30 protein-coding genes are annotated in these 20,080 nt (G+C 34.6%); 7 read left to right on the forward strand and 23 right to left on the reverse strand.

All coding sequences use genetic code 11. The annotated features are described in order from the left end of the window. Positions 1-6 precede the first annotated feature (6 nt). From SPD48_RS09640 to SPD48_RS09700, 13 genes are read right to left on the reverse strand one after another with little or no spacing between them, the layout of a single operon-like run. Positions 7-177, reverse strand: coding sequence for a hypothetical protein (locus SPD48_RS09640; protein WP_336257883.1), 171 nt, complete (start codon positions 175-177; stop codon positions 7-9). Positions 178-217: 40 nt separating this feature from the next. Then, positions 218-580: a replication terminator protein gene (locus tag SPD48_RS09645; RefSeq protein WP_336257884.1), complete on the reverse strand. Its 363-nt coding sequence runs from the start codon at positions 578-580 to the stop codon at positions 218-220. Between the two features lie 20 nt (positions 581-600). After that, positions 601-777 carry a hypothetical protein gene (locus tag SPD48_RS09650; RefSeq protein ID WP_336257885.1) on the reverse strand — a complete coding sequence of 59 codons (177 nt, stop codon included), beginning with the start codon at positions 775-777 and terminating at the stop codon, positions 601-603. A gap of 2 nt (positions 778-779) precedes the next feature. Next, entirely contained in the window at positions 780-1,169 is a 390-nt protein-coding gene (locus SPD48_RS09655) for a hypothetical protein (RefSeq protein WP_336257886.1), read from the reverse strand. A 16-nt stretch (positions 1,170-1,185) separates the two neighbouring features. Beyond that, positions 1,186-1,398: a hypothetical protein gene (locus SPD48_RS09660; protein ID WP_336257887.1), complete on the reverse strand. Its 213-nt coding sequence runs from the start codon at positions 1,396-1,398 to the stop codon at positions 1,186-1,188. A gap of 51 nt (positions 1,399-1,449) precedes the next feature. Then, complete coding sequence (locus SPD48_RS09665; protein ID WP_336257888.1) at positions 1,450-1,623, reverse strand: hypothetical protein; 174 nt, start codon at positions 1,621-1,623, stop codon at positions 1,450-1,452. A 4-nt stretch (positions 1,624-1,627) separates the two neighbouring features. After that, positions 1,628-1,816 carry a hypothetical protein gene (locus SPD48_RS09670; protein ID WP_336257889.1) on the reverse strand — a complete coding sequence of 63 codons (189 nt, stop codon included), beginning with the start codon at positions 1,814-1,816 and terminating at the stop codon, positions 1,628-1,630. Continuing rightward, a complete protein-coding gene (locus SPD48_RS09675) occupies positions 1,813-2,013 on the reverse strand; it encodes a hypothetical protein (RefSeq protein WP_336257890.1) in 201 nt (66 codons plus the stop codon). Before SPD48_RS09675 ends, SPD48_RS09670 begins: the two co-directional genes overlap by 4 nt. A gap of 43 nt (positions 2,014-2,056) precedes the next feature. Beyond that, a complete protein-coding gene (locus SPD48_RS09680; protein WP_336257891.1) occupies positions 2,057-2,326 on the reverse strand; it encodes a helix-turn-helix domain-containing protein in 270 nt (89 codons plus the stop codon). Positions 2,327-2,361: 35 nt separating this feature from the next. Continuing rightward, a complete protein-coding gene (locus tag SPD48_RS09685; protein ID WP_336257892.1) occupies positions 2,362-2,517 on the reverse strand; it encodes a hypothetical protein in 156 nt (51 codons plus the stop codon). 31 nt (positions 2,518-2,548) lie between these two features. Continuing rightward, a complete protein-coding gene (locus tag SPD48_RS09690; protein WP_336257893.1) occupies positions 2,549-2,743 on the reverse strand; it encodes a hypothetical protein in 195 nt (64 codons plus the stop codon). Positions 2,744-2,765: 22 nt separating this feature from the next. Next, a complete protein-coding gene (locus SPD48_RS09695; RefSeq protein WP_336257894.1) occupies positions 2,766-3,023 on the reverse strand; it encodes a hypothetical protein in 258 nt (85 codons plus the stop codon). A gap of 13 nt (positions 3,024-3,036) precedes the next feature. Further along, on the reverse strand, positions 3,037-3,186 hold the full coding sequence (locus tag SPD48_RS09700; protein WP_336257895.1) for a hypothetical protein: 150 nt from the start codon (positions 3,184-3,186) through the stop codon (positions 3,037-3,039). A 150-nt stretch (positions 3,187-3,336) separates the two neighbouring features. Here SPD48_RS09700 and SPD48_RS09705 point away from each other — a divergent pair, with 150 nt between their 5' ends. Together SPD48_RS09705 and SPD48_RS09710 are read left to right on the forward strand one after the other, a co-directional pair. Next, positions 3,337-3,834: a helix-turn-helix domain-containing protein gene (locus SPD48_RS09705; protein WP_336257896.1), complete on the forward strand. Its 498-nt coding sequence runs from the start codon at positions 3,337-3,339 to the stop codon at positions 3,832-3,834. 74 nt (positions 3,835-3,908) lie between these two features. After that, the gene (locus SPD48_RS09710) at positions 3,909-5,072 is read left to right on the forward strand and encodes a tyrosine-type recombinase/integrase (RefSeq protein ID WP_336257897.1); all 1,164 of its coding nucleotides are present in this window, start codon (positions 3,909-3,911) and stop codon (positions 5,070-5,072) included. Between the two features lie 64 nt (positions 5,073-5,136). On the opposite strand, the gene polX is transcribed toward SPD48_RS09710, so the two are convergent. The 3 genes from polX to zapA all read right to left on the reverse strand — a co-directional run bounded on the left by polX (position 5,137) and on the right by zapA (position 7,091). Further along, positions 5,137-6,204, reverse strand: a complete 1,068-nt coding sequence (gene polX / locus SPD48_RS09715; protein ID WP_336257898.1) for a DNA polymerase/3'-5' exonuclease PolX — start codon at positions 6,202-6,204, stop codon at positions 5,137-5,139. 71 nt (positions 6,205-6,275) lie between these two features. Then, a complete protein-coding gene (locus SPD48_RS09720; RefSeq protein WP_336257899.1) occupies positions 6,276-6,827 on the reverse strand; it encodes a CvpA family protein in 552 nt (183 codons plus the stop codon). Then, positions 6,828-7,091 carry a cell division protein ZapA gene (gene zapA / locus SPD48_RS09725; RefSeq protein WP_336257900.1) on the reverse strand — a complete coding sequence of 88 codons (264 nt, stop codon included), beginning with the start codon at positions 7,089-7,091 and terminating at the stop codon, positions 6,828-6,830. It lies immediately after the preceding gene. A 180-nt stretch (positions 7,092-7,271) separates the two neighbouring features. On the opposite strand from zapA, the gene rnhC reads away from it, so the two are divergent. Beyond that, complete coding sequence (gene rnhC / locus SPD48_RS09730; protein WP_336257901.1) at positions 7,272-8,201, forward strand: ribonuclease HIII; 930 nt, start codon at positions 7,272-7,274, stop codon at positions 8,199-8,201. A 167-nt stretch (positions 8,202-8,368) separates the two neighbouring features. Here rnhC and SPD48_RS09735 read toward each other — a convergent pair whose 3' ends face one another. From SPD48_RS09735 to SPD48_RS09760, 6 genes are all read right to left on the reverse strand, one after another. Then, positions 8,369-8,980: a DedA family protein gene (locus SPD48_RS09735; RefSeq protein WP_336257902.1), complete on the reverse strand. Its 612-nt coding sequence runs from the start codon at positions 8,978-8,980 to the stop codon at positions 8,369-8,371. A 116-nt stretch (positions 8,981-9,096) separates the two neighbouring features. Next, complete coding sequence (locus SPD48_RS09740) at positions 9,097-10,095, reverse strand: inorganic phosphate transporter (RefSeq protein ID WP_336257903.1); 999 nt, start codon at positions 10,093-10,095, stop codon at positions 9,097-9,099. A 15-nt stretch (positions 10,096-10,110) separates the two neighbouring features. Next, positions 10,111-10,728, reverse strand: a complete 618-nt coding sequence (locus tag SPD48_RS09745) for a DUF47 domain-containing protein (protein WP_336257904.1) — start codon at positions 10,726-10,728, stop codon at positions 10,111-10,113. Between the two features lie 505 nt (positions 10,729-11,233). Further along, on the reverse strand, positions 11,234-12,862 hold the full coding sequence (locus tag SPD48_RS09750; RefSeq protein WP_336257905.1) for a M20/M25/M40 family metallo-hydrolase: 1,629 nt from the start codon (positions 12,860-12,862) through the stop codon (positions 11,234-11,236). Between the two features lie 31 nt (positions 12,863-12,893). Continuing rightward, the gene (locus SPD48_RS09755) at positions 12,894-13,562 is read right to left on the reverse strand and encodes a GntR family transcriptional regulator (protein WP_336257906.1); all 669 of its coding nucleotides are present in this window, start codon (positions 13,560-13,562) and stop codon (positions 12,894-12,896) included. Positions 13,563-13,686: 124 nt separating this feature from the next. Continuing rightward, complete coding sequence (locus tag SPD48_RS09760) at positions 13,687-14,838, reverse strand: aminotransferase class I/II-fold pyridoxal phosphate-dependent enzyme (protein ID WP_336257907.1); 1,152 nt, start codon at positions 14,836-14,838, stop codon at positions 13,687-13,689. 388 nt (positions 14,839-15,226) lie between these two features. Between SPD48_RS09760 and SPD48_RS09765 the strand changes: the two genes are divergently transcribed. From SPD48_RS09765 to SPD48_RS09780, 4 genes are all read left to right on the forward strand, one after another. Continuing rightward, the gene (locus tag SPD48_RS09765; RefSeq protein WP_336257908.1) at positions 15,227-16,258 is read left to right on the forward strand and encodes a DctP family TRAP transporter solute-binding subunit; all 1,032 of its coding nucleotides are present in this window, start codon (positions 15,227-15,229) and stop codon (positions 16,256-16,258) included. Between the two features lie 74 nt (positions 16,259-16,332). Beyond that, positions 16,333-16,806 (forward strand): TRAP transporter small permease, encoded by a 474-nt coding sequence (locus tag SPD48_RS09770; protein ID WP_336257909.1) that lies wholly within the window; start codon positions 16,333-16,335, stop codon positions 16,804-16,806. After that, the gene (locus SPD48_RS09775) at positions 16,803-18,083 is read left to right on the forward strand and encodes a TRAP transporter large permease (protein WP_336257910.1); all 1,281 of its coding nucleotides are present in this window, start codon (positions 16,803-16,805) and stop codon (positions 18,081-18,083) included. Before SPD48_RS09770 ends, SPD48_RS09775 begins: the two co-directional genes overlap by 4 nt. 12 nt (positions 18,084-18,095) lie before the next feature. Beyond that, complete coding sequence (locus SPD48_RS09780) at positions 18,096-18,434, forward strand: cupin domain-containing protein (protein ID WP_336257911.1); 339 nt, start codon at positions 18,096-18,098, stop codon at positions 18,432-18,434. A gap of 60 nt (positions 18,435-18,494) precedes the next feature. Here the strand turns inward: SPD48_RS09780 and SPD48_RS09785 are convergent, their stop codons facing one another. Beyond that, positions 18,495-19,871 carry a DUF6612 family protein gene (locus tag SPD48_RS09785; protein ID WP_336257912.1) on the reverse strand — a complete coding sequence of 459 codons (1,377 nt, stop codon included), beginning with the start codon at positions 19,869-19,871 and terminating at the stop codon, positions 18,495-18,497. Positions 19,872-20,080 lie beyond the last annotated feature (209 nt).

Below are 20,080 nucleotides of genomic sequence, written 5' to 3' on the forward strand. Positions count from 1 at the left end.
TCATCTTCACCTGCCATTCATTTTTTGAATTTCTTCATGCTTTTCATTTCCGAATTTCTCACGTTGCACTTCATGTGTTGCTAATGTAGCAACTCCGCCATATGCTTGGATAATGAATCCGTACTCTTCAGCTAACGACATTACTTCTTGCCATTTCTGTTGTTCAGTTTTCTCCATATTCTCGCCTCTCTTCCGCTTCAAAATGTTCTAATTTAATCTAGTCAACAAGTTCCCCTACATCGCTCCTTAAGCGCCCGTTATCATCTAGGTATGATTGTCCAGGTATTCCACTTTTAACTTCTCGTGCTTCAATTTGACCTGTGTTCGGATTCCTTCTTGTAATTACTCTTGCTTTTGCTCCGTTTATTTTTGCTAGTTTAGTAGAAATTTCACTTTCCACCTCGACATTTTCTCTTTCTTTGTCAGGCTTGAACTTCAGCCTAATTGTTATTGCTCTTTCTTCTGTTGGTTGTGTTTTTTCATTGTGAATGTTGTCGAACAATTTCTTTATTTCTTTTTCTATCTCTTTTTGTAGTTCTCCGTTTGCAAGTCCTTCGATAGGCAAGTAGATGTTTTTCATGCCTTCCCTCCTTTGATTGCTCATTTTTTAACATCTGTTTCACGTATATCCTGTAAAATTGGTTTAATCCCGCGGAAATTACCTTCTTTGTCGAGTGTCGGAATGCCTAATTCTTTTAATTTTGATGCCACTCCTGCTTCATCTGTTAATTGCATCAAGACATTTTTTAGGATGATTTCCTTCCGTTTTTTCCCCATTCTCAAATAGCCTCTCGAATTGTTTCTATTAATCGGTCAACAAATGGATCGGGCTTGTATGCCATTTTTACGTCTTTCAACATGTTTTCTAATCGATCCGATTTGAAATTTTGTGAAGCGCTTGTGATTTGGTTATATCTATCCGTTAATTGCTTCATTTCTCCAACTGTGATTATTTTTGTTGCGTAAATAATCGGTAATGGCTTTAAATTTAGAAACCTACCCTCCTTCATCGACTCACCAAATTCTTTCGCTGAATAACTAAATGCGAAGTTCTTTCCCCATCTGTCTAACATTATGTTGTATGCCTGTTCGTCGTTTTCCGCGAATATAGGTTGATAGTATTCACTCAATTGCGTTCCAAGCCCAAATGTGCAATAAATTAATTCCATTGTTTTTCCCCTTTCTTTAATGCCATGTTCTTTTTGGTGTGTATTTGAACAAATCTCCGTTTTTGAAATAAACCTCAATTACTCGTTCATCGTTATTTGCCTTAACTCGTTTAACCTGGTCGCGCGTATATTTCTTTCTTTCACTTTCTCCCATGGCCGATAAATGCCTAATGTGTGTTTCATCGAATATTTTTCTTCCATATGGTCCAATTGCTTCATAGCCCTTCACCCGTTTCACTCCCTTCAAATACTTACTTCAGGTCTTGTTATCATTAGGTGTTCATTGTCCTGGAATATTATAAGGATTGTCGTCTCTTTTTTTAGATTCTGATATTTTTATATCAATAATTGTTAAGTCTTTGTTTTTTTCTAGCCAATTATTTATTGTTTGTCCGACATTTCCGATCGTTTTGATACTCGCTGTTTTTATTTCTTCCGCTCTGCCTATCGCCACCACTTCACCCCCTAACTAAAACTAATGCTTCAGGATATAATCTTTGCACTGCTTGTTTACGTCCGTTATGTTCAATAAAATATGGATGTTGTTTTTGAAGTTTCCTGAAGCAATCTGCTCTACTTTTCCCTTCCATATACACCTTTTTGCTTTCAATGCCGATTAACTGATATTCATGCACTAAGTTTTTCACTTTTGTTCCGCTTCCTCTTTTCGCAATTGGATTCGCTTTTCAATTTCTTTTGCATGTTTTTCAATTTCTCTCGTAATATGGAATACGTCCTTTAAATTTTTCTGACCATGCTGTACGATGATGAAAAATAATTCTGTTGCTACATCTTCGTTTGACATTGCTATTAATTCGTCACTACTTATCACTCGTTTACTCATTAACGAACACTCCTTTTGCTGATCCGATAGTGATGTTGTTTTTTTAACTTCGTGATTGCTCCTTCAGCCACATAACTAAAAACTCGGCGCATTCTTCTGCTGGGAAATACCACTTGTTACCGACTTTGTACTTGGGAAATCGTTCATCGTAGAAAAACCACTCTCTGATCGTGTTGACACTCATGTTTGTTTGTCGTTGCAATTCTTTCATATCCCATATAGTTACTCTTTCCTCTAATCGACTAAGCCGCTTCTGCAATTCTTCCTTGAAGGTTTTTTCTACTACTTCCTGGTCTATTTCTAATGTCAACATAGGAAGATCCCTCCTTTAATACCTGCCTGCAGCAATTAAGCTACAGGCTTGCTTTTGTCTTCTTGGATTAATTCAAGGCCTTTTATCATGTAGAAGATTTTAAACTTTTCCTCTTCAGGTAGGCGCTCAAGTGCTTCAGCTAATTCTTTGGCATCCACTTTCTTTTTTTGGTGTACAGTTTGTTCAGTCAAGATGCTCACCCCTTTCATGATGAATAAATTATTATTTAATCGATAAGTTTCCTAGTTCTTGTTTTGCATATTCTAATGACTTTATTGCTACAATTACCGTTACCTCGTTTGCTCTCCAAACTTCAGCTATTTGTAGCGCTATTTCTCTTGCCGCTCCATTAGTTGATAACTGTACCTTTGCTTCACTCATTAGTGATTCCGCTTCTTTGCTGATTTCTTCTTTCATCACTTCACCTCATTCTGTCCTTTTAAATTTCAATACCTCGTTTATTGAGTTCGTTTTTCCAAAACACCTTTATATCTTCCTCGCAATGCTCCATTGCATCTTCCCAAGTTGGCCATCTTCCGTGTTCATCGTAAAATACATATTGGTAATGTAGGCTTTCCTGATTGTGTGGTAACTTTTCGTCATGCTCTGTAGCACATACTTTGCATTTTCCATCCGCCACATTATCCAACATCATGAATCCTGTGTTTTTTGTGATGTGCCCATCTTTTCGTATCATCCGCTTCACCTCTCTATCGATTTCGCAATCTATTATTTAATGCTTCTTTATAATCTAGTAATCTTTGATGACGATATTTGTTTTTGCCTTTTTTTGTTTCCCTATTTCCATAAAGCGCGACTTTCCTTGTGTAGTATTCAATTCGCTTTATGTCTTTGTCCATTTAATCACCTCGTTTTCCGTTTTATTTTATTTCATTTGTGATTACTCTTAACACTAATTTATCACATATGAGATATTTGTCAATAGTTTTGTAGATTTTTATTGATTGTTTATTTCATTTGTGATAATTTAAGGTTAGGAGGTGAATAGATTGCACACTAGAATAAAAGATATTCGGGCTGAAATAGGTATGAACCAGGCTGATTTTGCTAAGTCTTTGGGGATTGGCCAATCTACATTAGGTATGTTAGAAGTTGGTAAAAGAGATATTTTAGATAGACACATTAAAACCATTTGCTCTATTTATAACGTAAATGAACATTGGCTCCGTACAGGTGAAGGTGAAATGTTTATCGAAAACGATTCGACTATTATTGCGGAATTATCTACTGAATACAAATTAGATGCAATTGATCAGAAAATTATTGAACACTATGTAAAGTTAGATGAACAATCTCGACAAGTAATTAAAAAAGAAGTGGTTTCTCTCGCTAAACAGATCATGAATTTAGAAGAAATTGCTGCAACTTCTGAAGTAGATCCTATCGAACAAGAATTGGAAAGTTACCGCATAGAACTAGAAGCTGAAGAAAAAGGGGCAACATCGTCAGCTTACGACGATTTAAACGAAGGAAAAGAGTCGAGTTGAGAAATGAAAAAGAAACATAGTGAGTGAGCATATGCTTACTCTCTACGTTTCAATATTTATTACGAGGTGAATATATGGCCACTTATAGAGAATTGCCTAGTGGTAGGATACAGGCAAGAGTATTTCACGATGGTACTTATAAGAGCATTGGAACATTCGAAACTAAAAAAGAGGCTGAAATAAAAGCAGGTGAAGCCGAGAGAAGGATTTACTATGGTGAAGGTTTTATTGATCGCGACATGCCGCTTCAGGTTGTTATCGATGAGTGGTTCGATGAAAAAGCTGGAACAATAAAAGATAGAACAAGGACATCTTTAGAAGCGATAAAGAGATTGCATATCGAACCGTTTTTCGGAAAAAAGAAGCTTTTTAAGTTAAGAAGGAAAGATGTTGTCGATTGGGTAACTCATTATAGGAATTTAAAAAATAAAGATGGCACCTTTAAATTTGCATATAATACAAGGTTAAATATTTTGGCCACATTAAAAGATATTTTTAATTATGCCATTTATGATATGGAAATATTGTCTAAAAGTCCTGCGGGTAGAGTTAGTGTTCCGCGTAATGATGTGGATACTAAGAAGGTAATAAAATATTATAACTTGAATGACCTTGAAACGTTATTGGACTTCTTAAAGGATTATGAGCCTGATCGATATAAAGAATATAGATTACATTATACATTATTGTATTTTCTTTCTCGTACAGGCTTACGGATTGGTGAAGCGCTCGGTTTAACCTGGGGGGATTTTGATGGGGAACGAATCGATGTTAATAAACAAGCTTCCAGGGACGACAAAAATAATCTATCTATTATTTCGCCCAAGACTCTGTCATCTTATAGAAGTATTCGCATAGATGAGGAAACATCTCAACTATTAAGGGATTTTAGAAGAATTCAAAATAAAATGATATTAAAGCATGATAATTTTCACCGCAATAAACATATGGCCATCTTCCAAAATCATGATGGTACACACCTTATTCCTTCCACTATTAGAAATTCATTAAGAAGGTATTGTAATATGTGCGGGATAGAATACAAGGCACTTCATGCATTTCGTCATAGCCATGCAATTATTTCACTTGAAGCTGGCGCAAGTTTATTATATATTTCTAGGCGATTAGGACATGGCACAATAAAAACAACCGCCGATACTTATTTAGATATTACAAATCAATTTGAAGAAGATGAATTGCATAAGATTTCTAACGTTTTCAATAGGAACATGGCATAAAGTTGGCACGTATCATTTTCAGGAAAAATGAAATACCCCTAGGATGCTGTCGTATCAATGGGTATCAACGTGCCCTTTTTCCATCACTCCCTATCGTATGCATATGAAGATCTCCACGGATTTGTTCTCTTTCCAATAGTTCTACGTCATTATTTATAAAAGTCTCGATTTCCCCTTTATCTTCACGCATTTCCGGTGGAATATACCGAACACCAAAATGTTTAAAAAACTCTTTTTCTGAATTAAAATGCAATATTTCTCCCGTTTCTTCTACTTCAACGCCATATTCATTTATTTTTTCTCCACGTGATTTAGCAAGTTGACGCATCTTCACATTATGCTCCTTGGAACCTGTAAAATGATGAAGCGTCGTATAAAACTCCTCTTCACTAACTAATCTAAAATCAACATTGACTCCATATTGTTCATCGAGTGTGACAGAAACTTTTGTATCCCCGCTAGCTATCACTTCTTTTATAAACTCCATTTTCATTATTGCTTCACGTACTTTTTCATAATCGTCAGTTGCAATGATAAAATCTATATCTTTAATTGTTTCTTTCATGCGCCGTAAACTTCCTGCAAGGCTAAATTGTTTAATTTCTGGTATCGTTTGTAAATACTCTTCTACTACGTAAGCAAGTTCCAACATATAGGCAACTGGTAAACGTTCAGGGCGCTTCAATTGATTATTTAGTGCTTCCGCAATATTTTCAGCCGATTTTTTCCCAAAACCTTTCACCTTTTCAACTTTTCCTTCCAAACAAGCGTTTTTCAAAGACTCCGCATCAATAACATCGAGTTCCTTATATAGAACTGCTAGTCTTTTTCCTCCTAAACCTGGAAGCTTCAATAACGGTACAAGTCCTGCAGGAATTTCAGCCTCTAGACTTTTTAATGTCTCGGACGTACCAGTTTCTATAAATTCCTGGATTAACTCATTTGTCCCTTTTCCTATTCCTGGAATCGTCGTAAAATCTTGAATTTCATTTAAGGAACGAACATCTTGTTCCAAGCCTTGGGCAGCTTTTCTGTATGCAGCTATTCGAAAAGGATTTTCTCCTTTTAGTTCCATATAAGTTGCAATCTTTTCAAGTAAGCGAATCAAATCCTTCTTATTTATTTGCGACATCTGTATTGCCCCTTTCCATCTCATATAAAAAGACTGATACACCACGTATTCAGTCTTCATTACTTTTTTATTTATGAAAAAATACTCAATACTTTAGTAAACCACAAGTTTTCTATCGCACTGGATAAAAACGGTGTATGTTCAATAATAAGTGTTGCAAGGAATGAGCTTTTCAGTTTTACTTGAATTGCCTCCATCGGCAGAAGTGCAGCAATATATAATATAAGGAATGTAATAAGATATACTTCCAGAAAACCTAATACAGCACCTAATATTTTATTGAACGAGCGTAACACCGGCAAGTTCGCGACAAAGTCAAACATCGAAGCGACAATTTGCAAAATAATCTTAGTAGCAAAAAAGATAATAGCAAAAGCAATTGCGTTATAAAATGCATTTTCTAACGGCATACTATTTAAAAATACTGCCCAAACTTTATCTGAACCCAATTCAGGATATGGAATCCAAAGTGAAAGATGTCCAGCAAGTTTACGGAAGTATAAAATTGCTACAATAAAAGAAACAATAAAACCGATTAAATGCATTAACTGTAAAATAAACCCTCGTTTAAGCCCCATAAAAAAACCAAATATAAGTACAAGTAAAATAAATATTGATATCATTTAATTTTCCTCTTCTATTAATGTTTCTAAATCCTCGTAATCCGCTTTTAGTTTTAAATAATCATTCATCGTATTAATTGCAGTGAGTACAGCTAGCTTCGTCGTATCTAAATGTTTATTATTTTCATAGATCTCCATCATTTTATCATTTACTAACTTAGCAACCAATTCCATATGTTCCTTAGATTCTGTACCAACTATTGTATATTTCCTTCTATTAATTTTAACTTCAATTTTTTTACGTTCTTCATTTTCCTGAGTCACACCAACGTTCCTCCCTGCTAAAGACTGGTAACGCACCCTAGTCTAAGCTGTGATCGAGCTCTTCTAAATAATTTTCTATACAATCAACTAGAAAGTGGTACAATTAATTTTAACATGAAAAAGGACTTTTAGGAAACGGTATATATTTTTTATAATACGATCATTAAAGGAATGAATTATATGGGTCAAATTACACAAAGTTTTACGAAACAAACCATTCAAAAAATGAAAGAATCATATCAAAATTGCCTGGAGAATGCACCCCAAGGAGCAATTTTTCGTGCACGAACGAAAAATGCTGTCATTACTGCATATAATTCAGGAAAAGTGCTTTTTCAAGGTGCAAAACCGGAAGTAGAAATAGAAAATTGGGATACAGACGGATTGCAAATGAAAAATAAAGCGAGCAAAAATACAGCCTCAAAGATATATCATCCACCCCAATCATTGTTTTTAAGTAGCCATATTGGTTCGGATGAGTCAGGGACTGGTGATTACTTTGGTCCGATTACTACTTGCGCGGTCTACGTAAATGCGGAACAGATAGAGTTATTAAAAGAAATGGGCATTCAAGATTCCAAAAAAATTACAGATAATACTATTGAACTTCTATCAAAAGGGTTAGTGGAACTAAATATTCCTTACTCCTTGATGATTTTACATAACGAGAAATATAATGTACTCCAGTCACGTGGCTGGTCACAGGGGAAAATGAAAACGATGCTTCATCATGCTGTTATTGAGCGATTATTAGATAAGATCGGTGACGCACCCTACGATGGTATTTTAATCGACCAATTTTGCGATCCTTCTATTTATCTAAAACACTTAGGTACAGAAGGGAAAAAACTCGCTGACAAAACATATTTCATGACCAAAGCTGAATCTTATTCCATTGCAGTAGCTGCAGGATCAGTCATTGCCAGAGCAAGCTTTGTAAAAGAAATGGATCGGTTATCCGAAATGGTTGGATTTGATCTATTGAAAGGTGCTTCTCAAAAAGTGGATCAATTGGCAGCTGAAGTGATCCGTGCCAAAGGGGAGACTGTGTTACCTAAAATTGCGAAAGTCCATTTTGCAAATACGGAGAAAGCGAGAAGATATTTGTAATTTTGAAAACTTAGCCCCTGCTGAAGAGCAAGGGCTAAGCCACAATGTTAATTAAAACGTCCATAATCTTATTCGAAGACATGCTACTCCTGTCTCGCTTCCTTTATCTATGAAAATATTTTCTCGGAAAAAAGAGTATAAGAATGTCCATTTGAAGCTGCCTTCCTTTATATTTGCTTTCTACGTTTATGAATATAGAGAAAAATCAAAAATACAAGACCAGTAGCAATTAAAACATAAGCAAATTTTGAATAAACTTCTAAAAATCCGAGTATATCAATCCATGACGCCCCTAATACAGTACCAACTATTACGAGCAAAGCATTCCAAATAATAGTCCCAATCATTGTAAGAAGTAAAAATAACCAAAACGTCATTCCCGACATCCCTGCCGGAATAGAAATAAGACTTCTAACAATTGGAACCATTCTACAGAAAAACACTGCTGCATAGCCATGCTTATCAAACCAAGCTTTTGCCATATGCAAATCTTGCTTTTTCAAACGAATAATCGACTGCCAGCGCTCGATAATTATTTCCAATCTTTCCACATGAATGAGTCTGCCCATGCCATACAAAATAATTGCCCCTAAAATGGACCCTGTCGTTGCGGTAATAATGACGCCGAATACGGATAAATTTGTATAGGTTGTCATAAATCCACTAAACAACAGAATTACTTCAGAAGGTACCGGCGGAAAAACATTTTCTAATGCCATCATCAATAAAACACCGGCATAACCAAACTTTTCTAACATCTCTATAACCCAATCTTGCATATGGACTCCTCCATTAACTAAGCATGTACACTAGTATATGAATTGGATAGCCGCTTTCATGCCGAAAGAAAAAACCCTTGTCCAAATAACAAGGGTTAATAATACCTTACAATCAATTAGAAAAACAGATTAAGTATCATGTAACTAATGCCCGCAATCGTTGCTGATATTGGTAACGTAATAAACCAAGTTATTAGCATCGTTTGGGCTGTTCCCCATTTTACACCCCGTAATCGATGGGAAGTTCCTACACCAAGAATTGACGAAGAAATAACATGGGTGGTACTAACCGGTAAATGAATGAAAGTTGCACCAAAGATGACCGCTGCACCTGTAATATCCGCTGCTACACCGTTGACAGGTCGTATTTTCATAATCTTACCGCCGACTGTTTTAATAATTTTCCATCCGCCCATTGCTGTACCTAATGCCATAGCAAGCGCACAAATAAATTGTACCCATGTTTGAATATCATCAGATGATTGATAATTATTAACGATCAATGCCATTGTAATAATACCCATCGCTTTTTGAGCATCATTGGTACCATGAGAATATGCCTGTAAAGCAGCTGTAGCAATTTGAATACTTCTAAATCTTCTGTTTGTCTTCGATAAATTATTATTTCTAAAGACTACTTTAAAAATGCTGTATACGATAAAGCCAACAGAAAAAGCAAGTAAAGGCGAAGCGATAAGTGCGACTATTATTGTCAAGAATCCACTATAGTTTAAAGCACTAAATCCTGCTGCAGCAATGGCAGCACCCGCAATTGAACCAATTAATGCATGGGAAGAGCTACTAGGAATCCCGTAATACCATGTAATTAGATTCCATGCAATGGCGGCGATTAATGCAGCAATAATTACCAAAGACCCATTATCCAATGTGAACGGATCAACAATGTCTTTTGTGATAGTCTTCGCGACACCAGTAAAAGTCATTGCTCCGATAAAGTTCATCACAGAAGCTAATATGATTGCGCTTCTTGGTGTCAAAGCCTTAGTCGAAACGGAAGTTGCAATGGAATTAGCTGTATCATGAAATCCATTAATAAAATCAAAAGCGACAGCTAAAAGTACAATTAGTAATGTTATTAACAGTAGTGTATCCATTATTTAAATTGCTCCTTAAGCATTTTTCATGATGATAGCTTCAAATGTATTTGCCACATTCTCACAGCAATCTGCAACATCCTCAAGCTGTTCATAAATCTCTTTATATTTAATTAGTTGAATTGGATCTTTTTCTACTTGAAATAAATCTTTAATAGATGCGCGGTGAACCGTATCACATTTTGACTCATAATCTTTAATCTTTATTGCATGTCGTCTAATTTGAAGTAATTTTTTCTTTGATAATAAACCAACAGATTTATCAATTTCAATGACACTATGTTGAATTGCCTCAACGAATTTTAACATATAGTCATCAGCCACATATATTGAATACATATCAAATAAAGCAGCAGTATGCTCTAATCCATCCAAAACATCATCCATATGCATTGCCAACGCTAAAATGTCTTCTCTCTCAATAGGCGTAATAAAAACCTTATTCAAATCTTGAATAACTTGATGAACGAATGAATCTCCCTTGGTTTCGAATTCTTTCATTTTTTCTGAGAAATACTTAATATCTTTTTCTGACTTTAACTTATATTCAGCAAAAAAATTAGTACTTTCTACAAGATTTGCCGATATATTGTTTAAATGATCGAAAAATTTATCTTCCTTTTTGAATATCATAGCTCTATCCCCACCTTACAAAAATTACACCTCAATAATAATAGCGTATTTTGTCAAAATTAACATAGAATTCACCTATATTTAACATAAAATTTACAATTGGCATCGGACAGGAGAGAAATATTGGAGGATTATACAATTTATTCTTGATAATAAGCGAGTTCTATTAATGAGCGGTAGCCGTTTATAATTAATAATTTATTGTGGTGAGCCATTTTACGAAATATGGGAGCTGCTTTACGAAGATGTGTGCTAATATTCGAAAATGGGAGCCACTTTTACGGTTTGTAATTAAATTAATTGAATGAATCATCATAAATAAAGAAAGGTTTGCGTTTTATAATTTTCCAATTGTTTTTTAATTTCCTTTCGTGTCTCATCCAATATATTAACATTTGGCAATTGATAAAATATACGTTAGCAATAGTATCAACAATTATCGGAAAGTTTTAGATACTTTAATCAAAAACGAGTACCTACAAAATGTAGATACTCGTTTTTTTAGTTAAACTTCTAATTCACTTTTCATATATAACGTTTCAATTACTTTCTTTAATACATATGGCGTATAAATAAATGCACTCTTTTTATAAAGGCGTTCCGTTAATTTATGCGCATCTTTTCCGAATGGCCCAATATTTAAAACGGGTGCCTGTAATTTTTGCATTCCTTCAAATGGAATATTATACACTTCTCCCCAAACAGGAGTATTATCAACATAAGCTTTCCAACCGCTATCGTGTTTATCATAATTCACATAACTTAAATCAGAAATTCCGTTAAAATAATGTACTTGTTTCGCTTCTACTCGAAATTCGTTTAAAAGAGTATGCTGCGTAAGTTTAATCAGTTCTTTCACTAATACATCTTCTGATGAATTAATTGCAGGATAATAAGGTGGGGCATAAAACAAAATGGTTGCTGGTGCCAACTCTTGACAATTTAGCATTAATTGATCGCTCATCTGAATCGACTTCTCCCTTTCATCGAGGGTTTCATCAGCAATTACCTTATTTTTGATTGCTTCTATTGCTTCAGAGCCTAGTTTTTCTTCCGCGTGAGCTAGCAATTCTGTATATTCTAAAACATTTATTTTTCCAATTGGTGAAACATTCTCTCTTCTACATATTTCTTCATAATTTTCTTCGCACTCTCTCATTGCTTTTATAGCCGTATGTTTAAAAGTCCCCATAATTTCTTCTGCATTTCTATTCATGAGAAAAACATTATATAATGCAGCAGTATGATGACTCGTTTGTGTAGAATAATCTGTCTTTAGATCATTATATTTCAAACAAATAGGAAGAGGTGTTCTCTCCCCATACACCTCTTCAACAAAGTCATTATTGAACTCCATCGCTTTGGTCAAATATGCAGCCATATAATGGCCTGTAATACCGGTGAGTGGTTCTCCTGCATGTGTTTCACGTCCATAAAACAATGCGGAAGGCATAATTTTACCAATTGTACCGGAATAAATATAATAGTTTTCGTCTAATGGTTTTTGGGAAAACGACGGTTCACTATTAAGAAACAGTTCATATTCTAAGTCATATTTTTCACTAAGACCGATGAGTCCGTCAACAGCTGCTCTCATTCCTGCAGAATTCACTTCCTCATCCGGTACGGTGAGTAACATTAAATTAATTGGCCATGCTTCCGTACTTGCTGTTTCTAATAGATGCAGATGGAGAGCAAGCCCCATTTTCATATCCATCGTTCCACGTCCAAATAAATAATCACCCGACTCTAAGTCTCTTTGAGCGTCTTCGGGTAATTCATTCTTTCGATTTTTTAATTCCTCTGTTAATGCACGTGGCTGAAAAGCTAAATCTCCGAGCGCTCCGAACTCCTCTGTATGAACAGTGTCAAAATGACTGATAAGTACTACTGTTTTATTTGTTACTCCACTATGATACAGAGCCGTTACTGCATTTCTTTCTTTCCAAGCATCGTGTAAATGAATATAGGAACGATGCTTCTTAAAATAATCTATTTCTAGTAATTTATTTTTAATTCGATAAGCAAAGTCAATTTCTCCTTGTGTTCCAGTTCGGCTTTGCCAGCTAACTAATTCACAAATTAAATCTTCTAGTTGCTTTGGTGTGCTCCACTTTTTTAACATATCTCTCATTGTATTCCTCCTATCCTATTATTCTCGCTATCTATTCTTTCGATTCGTTTAAATAATATCCAAGAAATCGTTTTTCTACGTTATTCATATGAACAATCATCTTATTTCTTGCCAGTACAACATCTTGCTTCTTTAATGCTTCAATGATTTCTTGATGTTCTTCACACGCATCTTTAGCACTTGTAGGCACTGTATTTGAAAGAATTAAAAATGCTCGATTTACACCTGTATTTACTCGATGAATCATTTTTCGTAATTCACTATTTTTATTTCGAGAGGCTAATAATAAATGAAAATCACGATCTAATTCTATAAAATCATTATAGCTATTCCTCTCAATCGTCTCTCGTTGTTTTTCTACATTATCCATTAATTGTGTAATGAAGTTTTCATCAACTGTATGCATTATCTTTTCGATATTATGTACTTCCAATAAACTTCTTAACTCCATATATTCAAGTGAATCTTCTTTGGTAAAACTGGCCACTGTCGCTGGACGGCCTTTTTGTTGAACAACTAATCCTTCTGCCGCTAAACGGTTAAGGGCATCCCGTAACGGAGTGCGGCTGATTCCTAAATTATTAGCCAATTTTTCTTCGGGTAATGATTCTTCTTCTTTTAAAGTTCCATTTGTAATCGCTTGCTTTAAAATATTGAATGCTTGATCGGCCAATGTCTCCGTCTGCTTTATACCTTGCATATGGCTCACCCTTTTCTATTTCAGTATACTGTATACAAATAGTATAAAATATGTCGGACTATTTGTAAACATTTCCTTTTTTGAAAAATACCCCCTCTAGTTCTAACACTAAAGGAGGTAAAATTTATTTAGTAATGAATCTTTCTATTCGATTCATACCTTCGACAATATTTTCCATTGAATTTGCATACGATATCCGAACATAACCTTCCCCATGCGTTGTAAAGGCACTTCCGGGAACTACTGCTACATGTTCTTGTTCTAATAATTGAGTCGCAAAATCAAAAGACGTCAATCCCAAAAAGTGTATTGATGGAAACATATAAAAAGCTCCACTTGGTTTACTCATCGTAAAACCCATTCCAACTAATCGATCATACACATAATCTCTGCGCTCCATATATGCTTCATTCATTATTTCAGGAGTAACGCGAGAATTAGTTAATGCTTCCATTGCAGCAAATTGGCTAGGAAGGGAGGCGCAAATTGAATTATTCAAATGAACTTTTAATACTTGTTTCATCAGCTCATCTTGACCTAATACAAACCCGATTCTCCATCCTGTCATTGCATGTGATTTTGAGACTCCGTGGACTAAAAACAGTTTATTACGGAGTTCTGGATAGGATGCAAAAGAAATATGTTCTGATTCGAATGTGTTCTCACTGTATATTTCATCTGATATGACAAAAATATCATGTTTGGATAGAACAGCAACAATACTATCCATCTGTTCTTTCGACAACGTCATCCCAGTCGGATTTGATGGGTAATTAAAAATAACAGCTTTTGTCTTTTCATTAATTAATCGTTCTAATTGTTCAGGGTCAGGTATAAAATTTGTTTCCGTAGTATCAAGATATACTACTTTTGCTCCACTCAACTCAATACTTGGTTCATATCCGGAATAAATAGGGGCAGGTAAGATTACCTCATCACCAACCGAAAGAATGGTTCTCAAAAGTGAATCAATGCCTTCGCTTGCACCATTTGTTATTACAACTTCATCTTCAGGATGATAATAAAAATTGTACTTATCCCGAAAGAAATCAGATACACTTTTTCTTAACTCCACTAATCCAGCATTATGGGAATATCCCGTTAGATTACTTTTAATTGCCTCAATCCCAGCTCGCTTAACAGATTCTGGTGTAGAAAAATCTGGCTCCCCAATTGTAAAATTAATTCCATCTTTATACTGAACGACCTGGTTAGCAAATACACGGATACCAGGAACTTGAATTTTTTTTACTGTATTGTTTATTTTATTGAGCATACGTGACATCCCTTCTCAGTTAACCGTACTTAATATGTTTACTGTATACAACTATTTGATATCGTATGGCATATCTAATTTTTTGTAAAATAATTTGAATATTTTTAGATTGATAGAATGTTTTTGCCGCCAAATCTGTATTAATTATACGATTAATTGTATATTGTTTCATTTTTTTACTAATCAAAATTTAATTGACAATTATTTTACGGTCTTGTATTCTATTAAAGTATACAGTATACGAGTTGTATAATGATTGTAAAATTGAGAGGATAAATAGATTTTAAATTGGTAGTGTTTGAGTGAATAATATACAATTTTTATCCAGTTATTGTAAGCGATAACTTCTTTTACTATATAAAAAATTGAACAATAAGGAGAGGAAAAAATGATTAAAAGAATTACATACCCTATATTAACAGCTTTATTAGTACTTGGCATTTTTACTGGATGTTCTAGTAATGAAGCGTCGAAAACAGAAGGAGATAATAAAGAAAGTGCCGATTCTATTACTTTACAATTAGGGCACGCGTTATCTGAAGGAACACCTGCAGCTGATTTAATTGATGAAATGGCTGATAATGTAGCAGAACAAACTGATGGCCGAGTGACAATTGATGTGTTTCCAAACAGTCAACTAGGTTCGGAGACAGAAATGCTGGAACAGGTACAATTAGGCACAATGGAATCAGCAGCCATTATGGTTGGTACAATGCAAGCACTTGATATGCGAATGGCAATTGAAGATCTACCTTATATGTGGAAAGATATTGACCATGCTCGTGAAGCTTATAAGGGAGAGTTTGGTGATTACTTAGCTGATGTAATGGCTGAACAAGGAATGACAAAGATTGGGTATCTCGAATGGGGTTTTAGACATGTTACAAATAATTCACGCCCAATTGTAGAACCTGAAGATATAAAAGGTTTAAGTATCCGAGTTGCCGAGACTAGTCTTCGTGTAGATGCCTTTGAACAGCTTGGAGCACTTCCGACAGTTATGGCTTTTAGTGAAGTTTATGGTGCTTTACAACAAGGTGCTTTAGATGCCCAAGAAAACCCATTAGCTAATATTGTCGCACCAAAATTTGATGAAGTCCAAAAATACTTATCTTTAACTGGCCATTTCTATAACACTATTATGATGGTTGTAGCAACAGATGTATGGGATCAAATCTCAGAAGTAGATCAACAAATTATTTTAGACGAAGCAAATCGCATTTCTGAAGAAGTTACAGTTATTAACGATGAAAAAGAAGATGATTATGTACAGGAATTAAAAGATCGAGGAATGGAAGTTAACGACAACGTTAATAAAGAAGCATTCCGTGAAGCAATGCTCCCTGTATATGATAAGTGGGAAGAAGAAGTTTTTGGAGAAGAATTAATGAATATTTATAGAGAGGCTTCCGGATGGTAATTACCATCCGGTTTATATCATTCTAAGATAGTAAGGGAAATACCTAACCTTTTTTAGGTAAAGGGGAGATCTTTATGAAGATAACCGATTATATTGTTAAATTTTTATACATCCTATGTATTGCTGCCATTACAGGATTAACGCTTATCGTTTTTATTCAAGTATTTTCACGATTTATTAAGTTTTCATTACCAGGGACAGAAGAGTTAGCAAGGCTTCTCGTTGTTTGGTTGACGTTCTTAGGCTCAAGTTTAGCAATTTACGAAAAAATGCATTTAGCTGTCAATTTTTTTGTCGGACTAACGAGTGAAAAAAATCAAAAAAGAATCCATGTTTTTGTACACTTTCTTATGATGGTATTTTTCGGAGTCCTGGCGTTTTATGGATTTAAATTGACTTTTTCAGCGATGACGACGACTTCGTCTACCCTACAGTTGCCAATGGGGATTTTCTATGTAGCGATTCCGCTTAGCGCTTTATTCTCACTTTACTTTCTCTTTATTAATATGTTAAACCCTTCTATAAAAGGAGGGGAACCTGAGCTATGATCATTGCAATATTAGTCATCTTTTTCGCTTTATTATTTCTAGGTATGCCTATTGCTTTTATTCTCGGACTCGTTTCCGTTGCGATGCTCTTCATGGGGAACGTTTCATTAGAAATTTTAGTACAACGAATGTTTGCTGGTGTAAATAACTTCTCTTATTTGGCTCTCCCACTCTTTATTTTAGCTGGTAATATTATGGGTAAGGGTGGCCTAACAAGAAGATTAATGGCTTTTGCTAACGCTTTGGTCGGAAGGCTTTCTGGAGGATTAGGAATGACAGCAGTCGTTACAAGTGCCCTTTTTGGTGCCGTGTCAGGTTCTACTGTTGCAACAACGTATGCAGTTGGTTCTGTCCTCGTGCCTAGGTTGAAAGAAGAAAAATACAGTAATTCGTTTATCGCAAGTATCATCGGACCATCTGGAGTGTTGGGCTTAATAATTCCACCAAGTATTACAATGGTTATTCTTGGAATTACAGCTAATATCTCCATAGGAAAATTATTTATTGCTGGAGTTTTACCGGGAATTTTACTTACTTTTTTTATTTGTATTTATGTTGCTTTTATGGCAAAAAGGAAAGGATATGGAGTTGTTGAAACAGAAAGAATAAGTGCGAAAGAGTTTTTCCGAGTTAGTCGCGAAGCTTTTTTTCCGTTATTAACGCCTGTATTCATTTTAGGTGGAATATTTAGTGGGTTGGTTACAGCAACCGAAGCAGCTGTTATTGCTGTTGTATATGGTTTTATTTTATCGATGTTTTATAGAGAATTAACGTTTAATAAATTTAAAGAAATCATGGTGTCTTCAGCTGTTACTTCTGCAACCATCTTAATTATTATTTCGGTTGCGAATGCTTTCACCTATGTCTTAACTGCAAATAAAGTTCCGGCAATGATTTCTGAGTTCTTTTTACAATTTGCAAGTACACCTATTCAATTTTTGCTCGTTGTATCTTTAATTTTATTGATTTTAGGTACATTAACAGAGGTTACATCCTTAATAATCTTACTTAGTCCTATTTTCATGCCAATTGCTCTTCAATATGGTATCGATCCAATTCATTTTGGTATGGTACTGATCATGAACTTTGCTTTAGCAAATATCACTCCACCAGTTGGTCTTTCTTTAATTGCTGGATGTAGTATTACAGATAGGGATATGGGAATTGAAGATACTTTCCCTTATATACTACATATTATTGGTATCGTTGCTCTAGTTGTACTTATCATTATTTTTGTACCAGGAATATCTACTGTAATTCCGAATCTTTTTGAGTAAGGGATGAGAATTATGATCAGAAATACAATGGAAACAACTATTTACGAAAATTTACATGGTGGATCCGGCAAAGTTGAAATTCGCACGAAAATTAATCAAGATGATAAAGTAAAAGGATTAAAACTTTTTGCTGAAGTAACTCTTATGCCTCATTCTTCAATCGGGTATCATTACCATCGTGATGAAGCAGAAGGATATTATATTACAGAAGGATCCGGCGTGTTTATTGACCATAATGAGGAAAGAAAAGAAGTTAGGACTGGTGACTTATGTTTAATAACGAAAGGTCAGAGTCACGGGATAGAGAACGTTACGAATAACGAATTAAAATTTATTGCTATTGTGTATTAGTAAATTCTATCAATTATGCAAAAAAAGATGAGACTAAATCTGTCTCATCTTTTTCATTTCTTATTGTACAAATCCACCAATTAAAAATTGATCTTGCATAATTACTAGATAGGCTCCATTTTCTTGTCTTGTTACATCAACATCAACCTCAACAGCATCCAATAAAGAATCCACTTCATTATAGTTATTAATTAAAATTTCCATATTTTTAGAAACAACATCTTCTTCATCGAATTCCCCATCCGCGAACGCATCATATAGCTGGTCTTCCGTATCGTCGTATACTTTTGCATCATCAATTCCTTGAATAGATATAGTAACAACAATATTTTCAGGAGAGTATGCTTCTGCAGAAACTATCTCATATTTAGTCTTAGAAAGAGCTTTTAGAAAAGCATCTGCAAGGTCCGAAATTTCTTTATCCGTTACACCGGTACCTTCCATATTGGTTTTCGTATTTTCGATATACATCTCTTTAAAAAAGTGTTTTTGAATTTCAGCTTCATCTTCTTTATCCGATTTTGACATTGAATCCGGAGCTTTTTTAATAAACTCTTCTTCATTTTGGAATACAGTAGCCTGAATTAAGGCGTCTACATAGGCGGAAGCTTCTTCTTCAAATACCTTCAATTCTTCTTCATCGAAGTCTTCCATTTCACCAATATCTTCTTTTAGTCCCTCTCCATCTGCAATAGTTGGTTCTACACTTTTAATCTCATCAATAGCATCATACTTACTGAACTGGTGAACAAATCCATTTACGGTTTCCGCTTCTCCATCTAATGTAAAGGTTACATTCTGCTCTACTTTTTCTACAAGATAAGTAGAATTATTTATTACAAGAATGAGTTCAAAATTATCTACTTTCATATCTTCAGAGTCGAGATCGGAGTCTACATCAAAATCCTCTAATCCTCCTTCATCATTGAAGACAATTTCTTCTACCATTGCATGGATATCTTCTTCACTCCCAGTAAAGGTAAAAATATATTGATCATCTTTTTCTTCCATATTAAACTTTTTAAAAATATGAGGATCAAGTGCTTTATAATACTCTACTGGATTTTTATCAAATTCGACCATGTTTTCAATATTAGCAAAGTAATCTGTATCTCCCCAAGATTCAATATCACCATCGTCGTACTCTACTAGAATATCGTCCGATTCGAAATAAAGAGAAATTTTTTCTTCTTCGTCCTCAACCGTGACAGAACTTCGATCATTTGCAATATCAATTGTTATAATACCTTCATTTGTCATATCATCATATGTATCGTTAAACGTCACTTCCACTGATTCTACATTAGAATGGGATTTTTCCGAACGGCTTAAAATATCTTCTGGAGATGAGCTAGATAAAATACTATCTAAAACAGATGAACAACCTCCTAATATAAAGATAGACATTAACATAGCTAATAATAATTTCTTATTCATGCATAAACTCCTTTTTAATTGTTACATTTTATTTAAGTTTTCTTAACTAAACGTATTATACGCTAAACTATCCAACGTTCACATAGCAAATAAGAAAAATGGTAATTATTTACTAGTATTAATTGGTCCTACCCATTACTTTTATTTTATTTATTATCCAATAAAAGGAATTATTACATATGATTAACTATATCAAAATTAAAAAAGAC

Source organism: Pseudogracilibacillus sp. SE30717A (genome assembly GCF_037071985.1).
Classification (GTDB): domain Bacteria; phylum Bacillota; class Bacilli; order Bacillales; family Amphibacillaceae; genus Pseudogracilibacillus.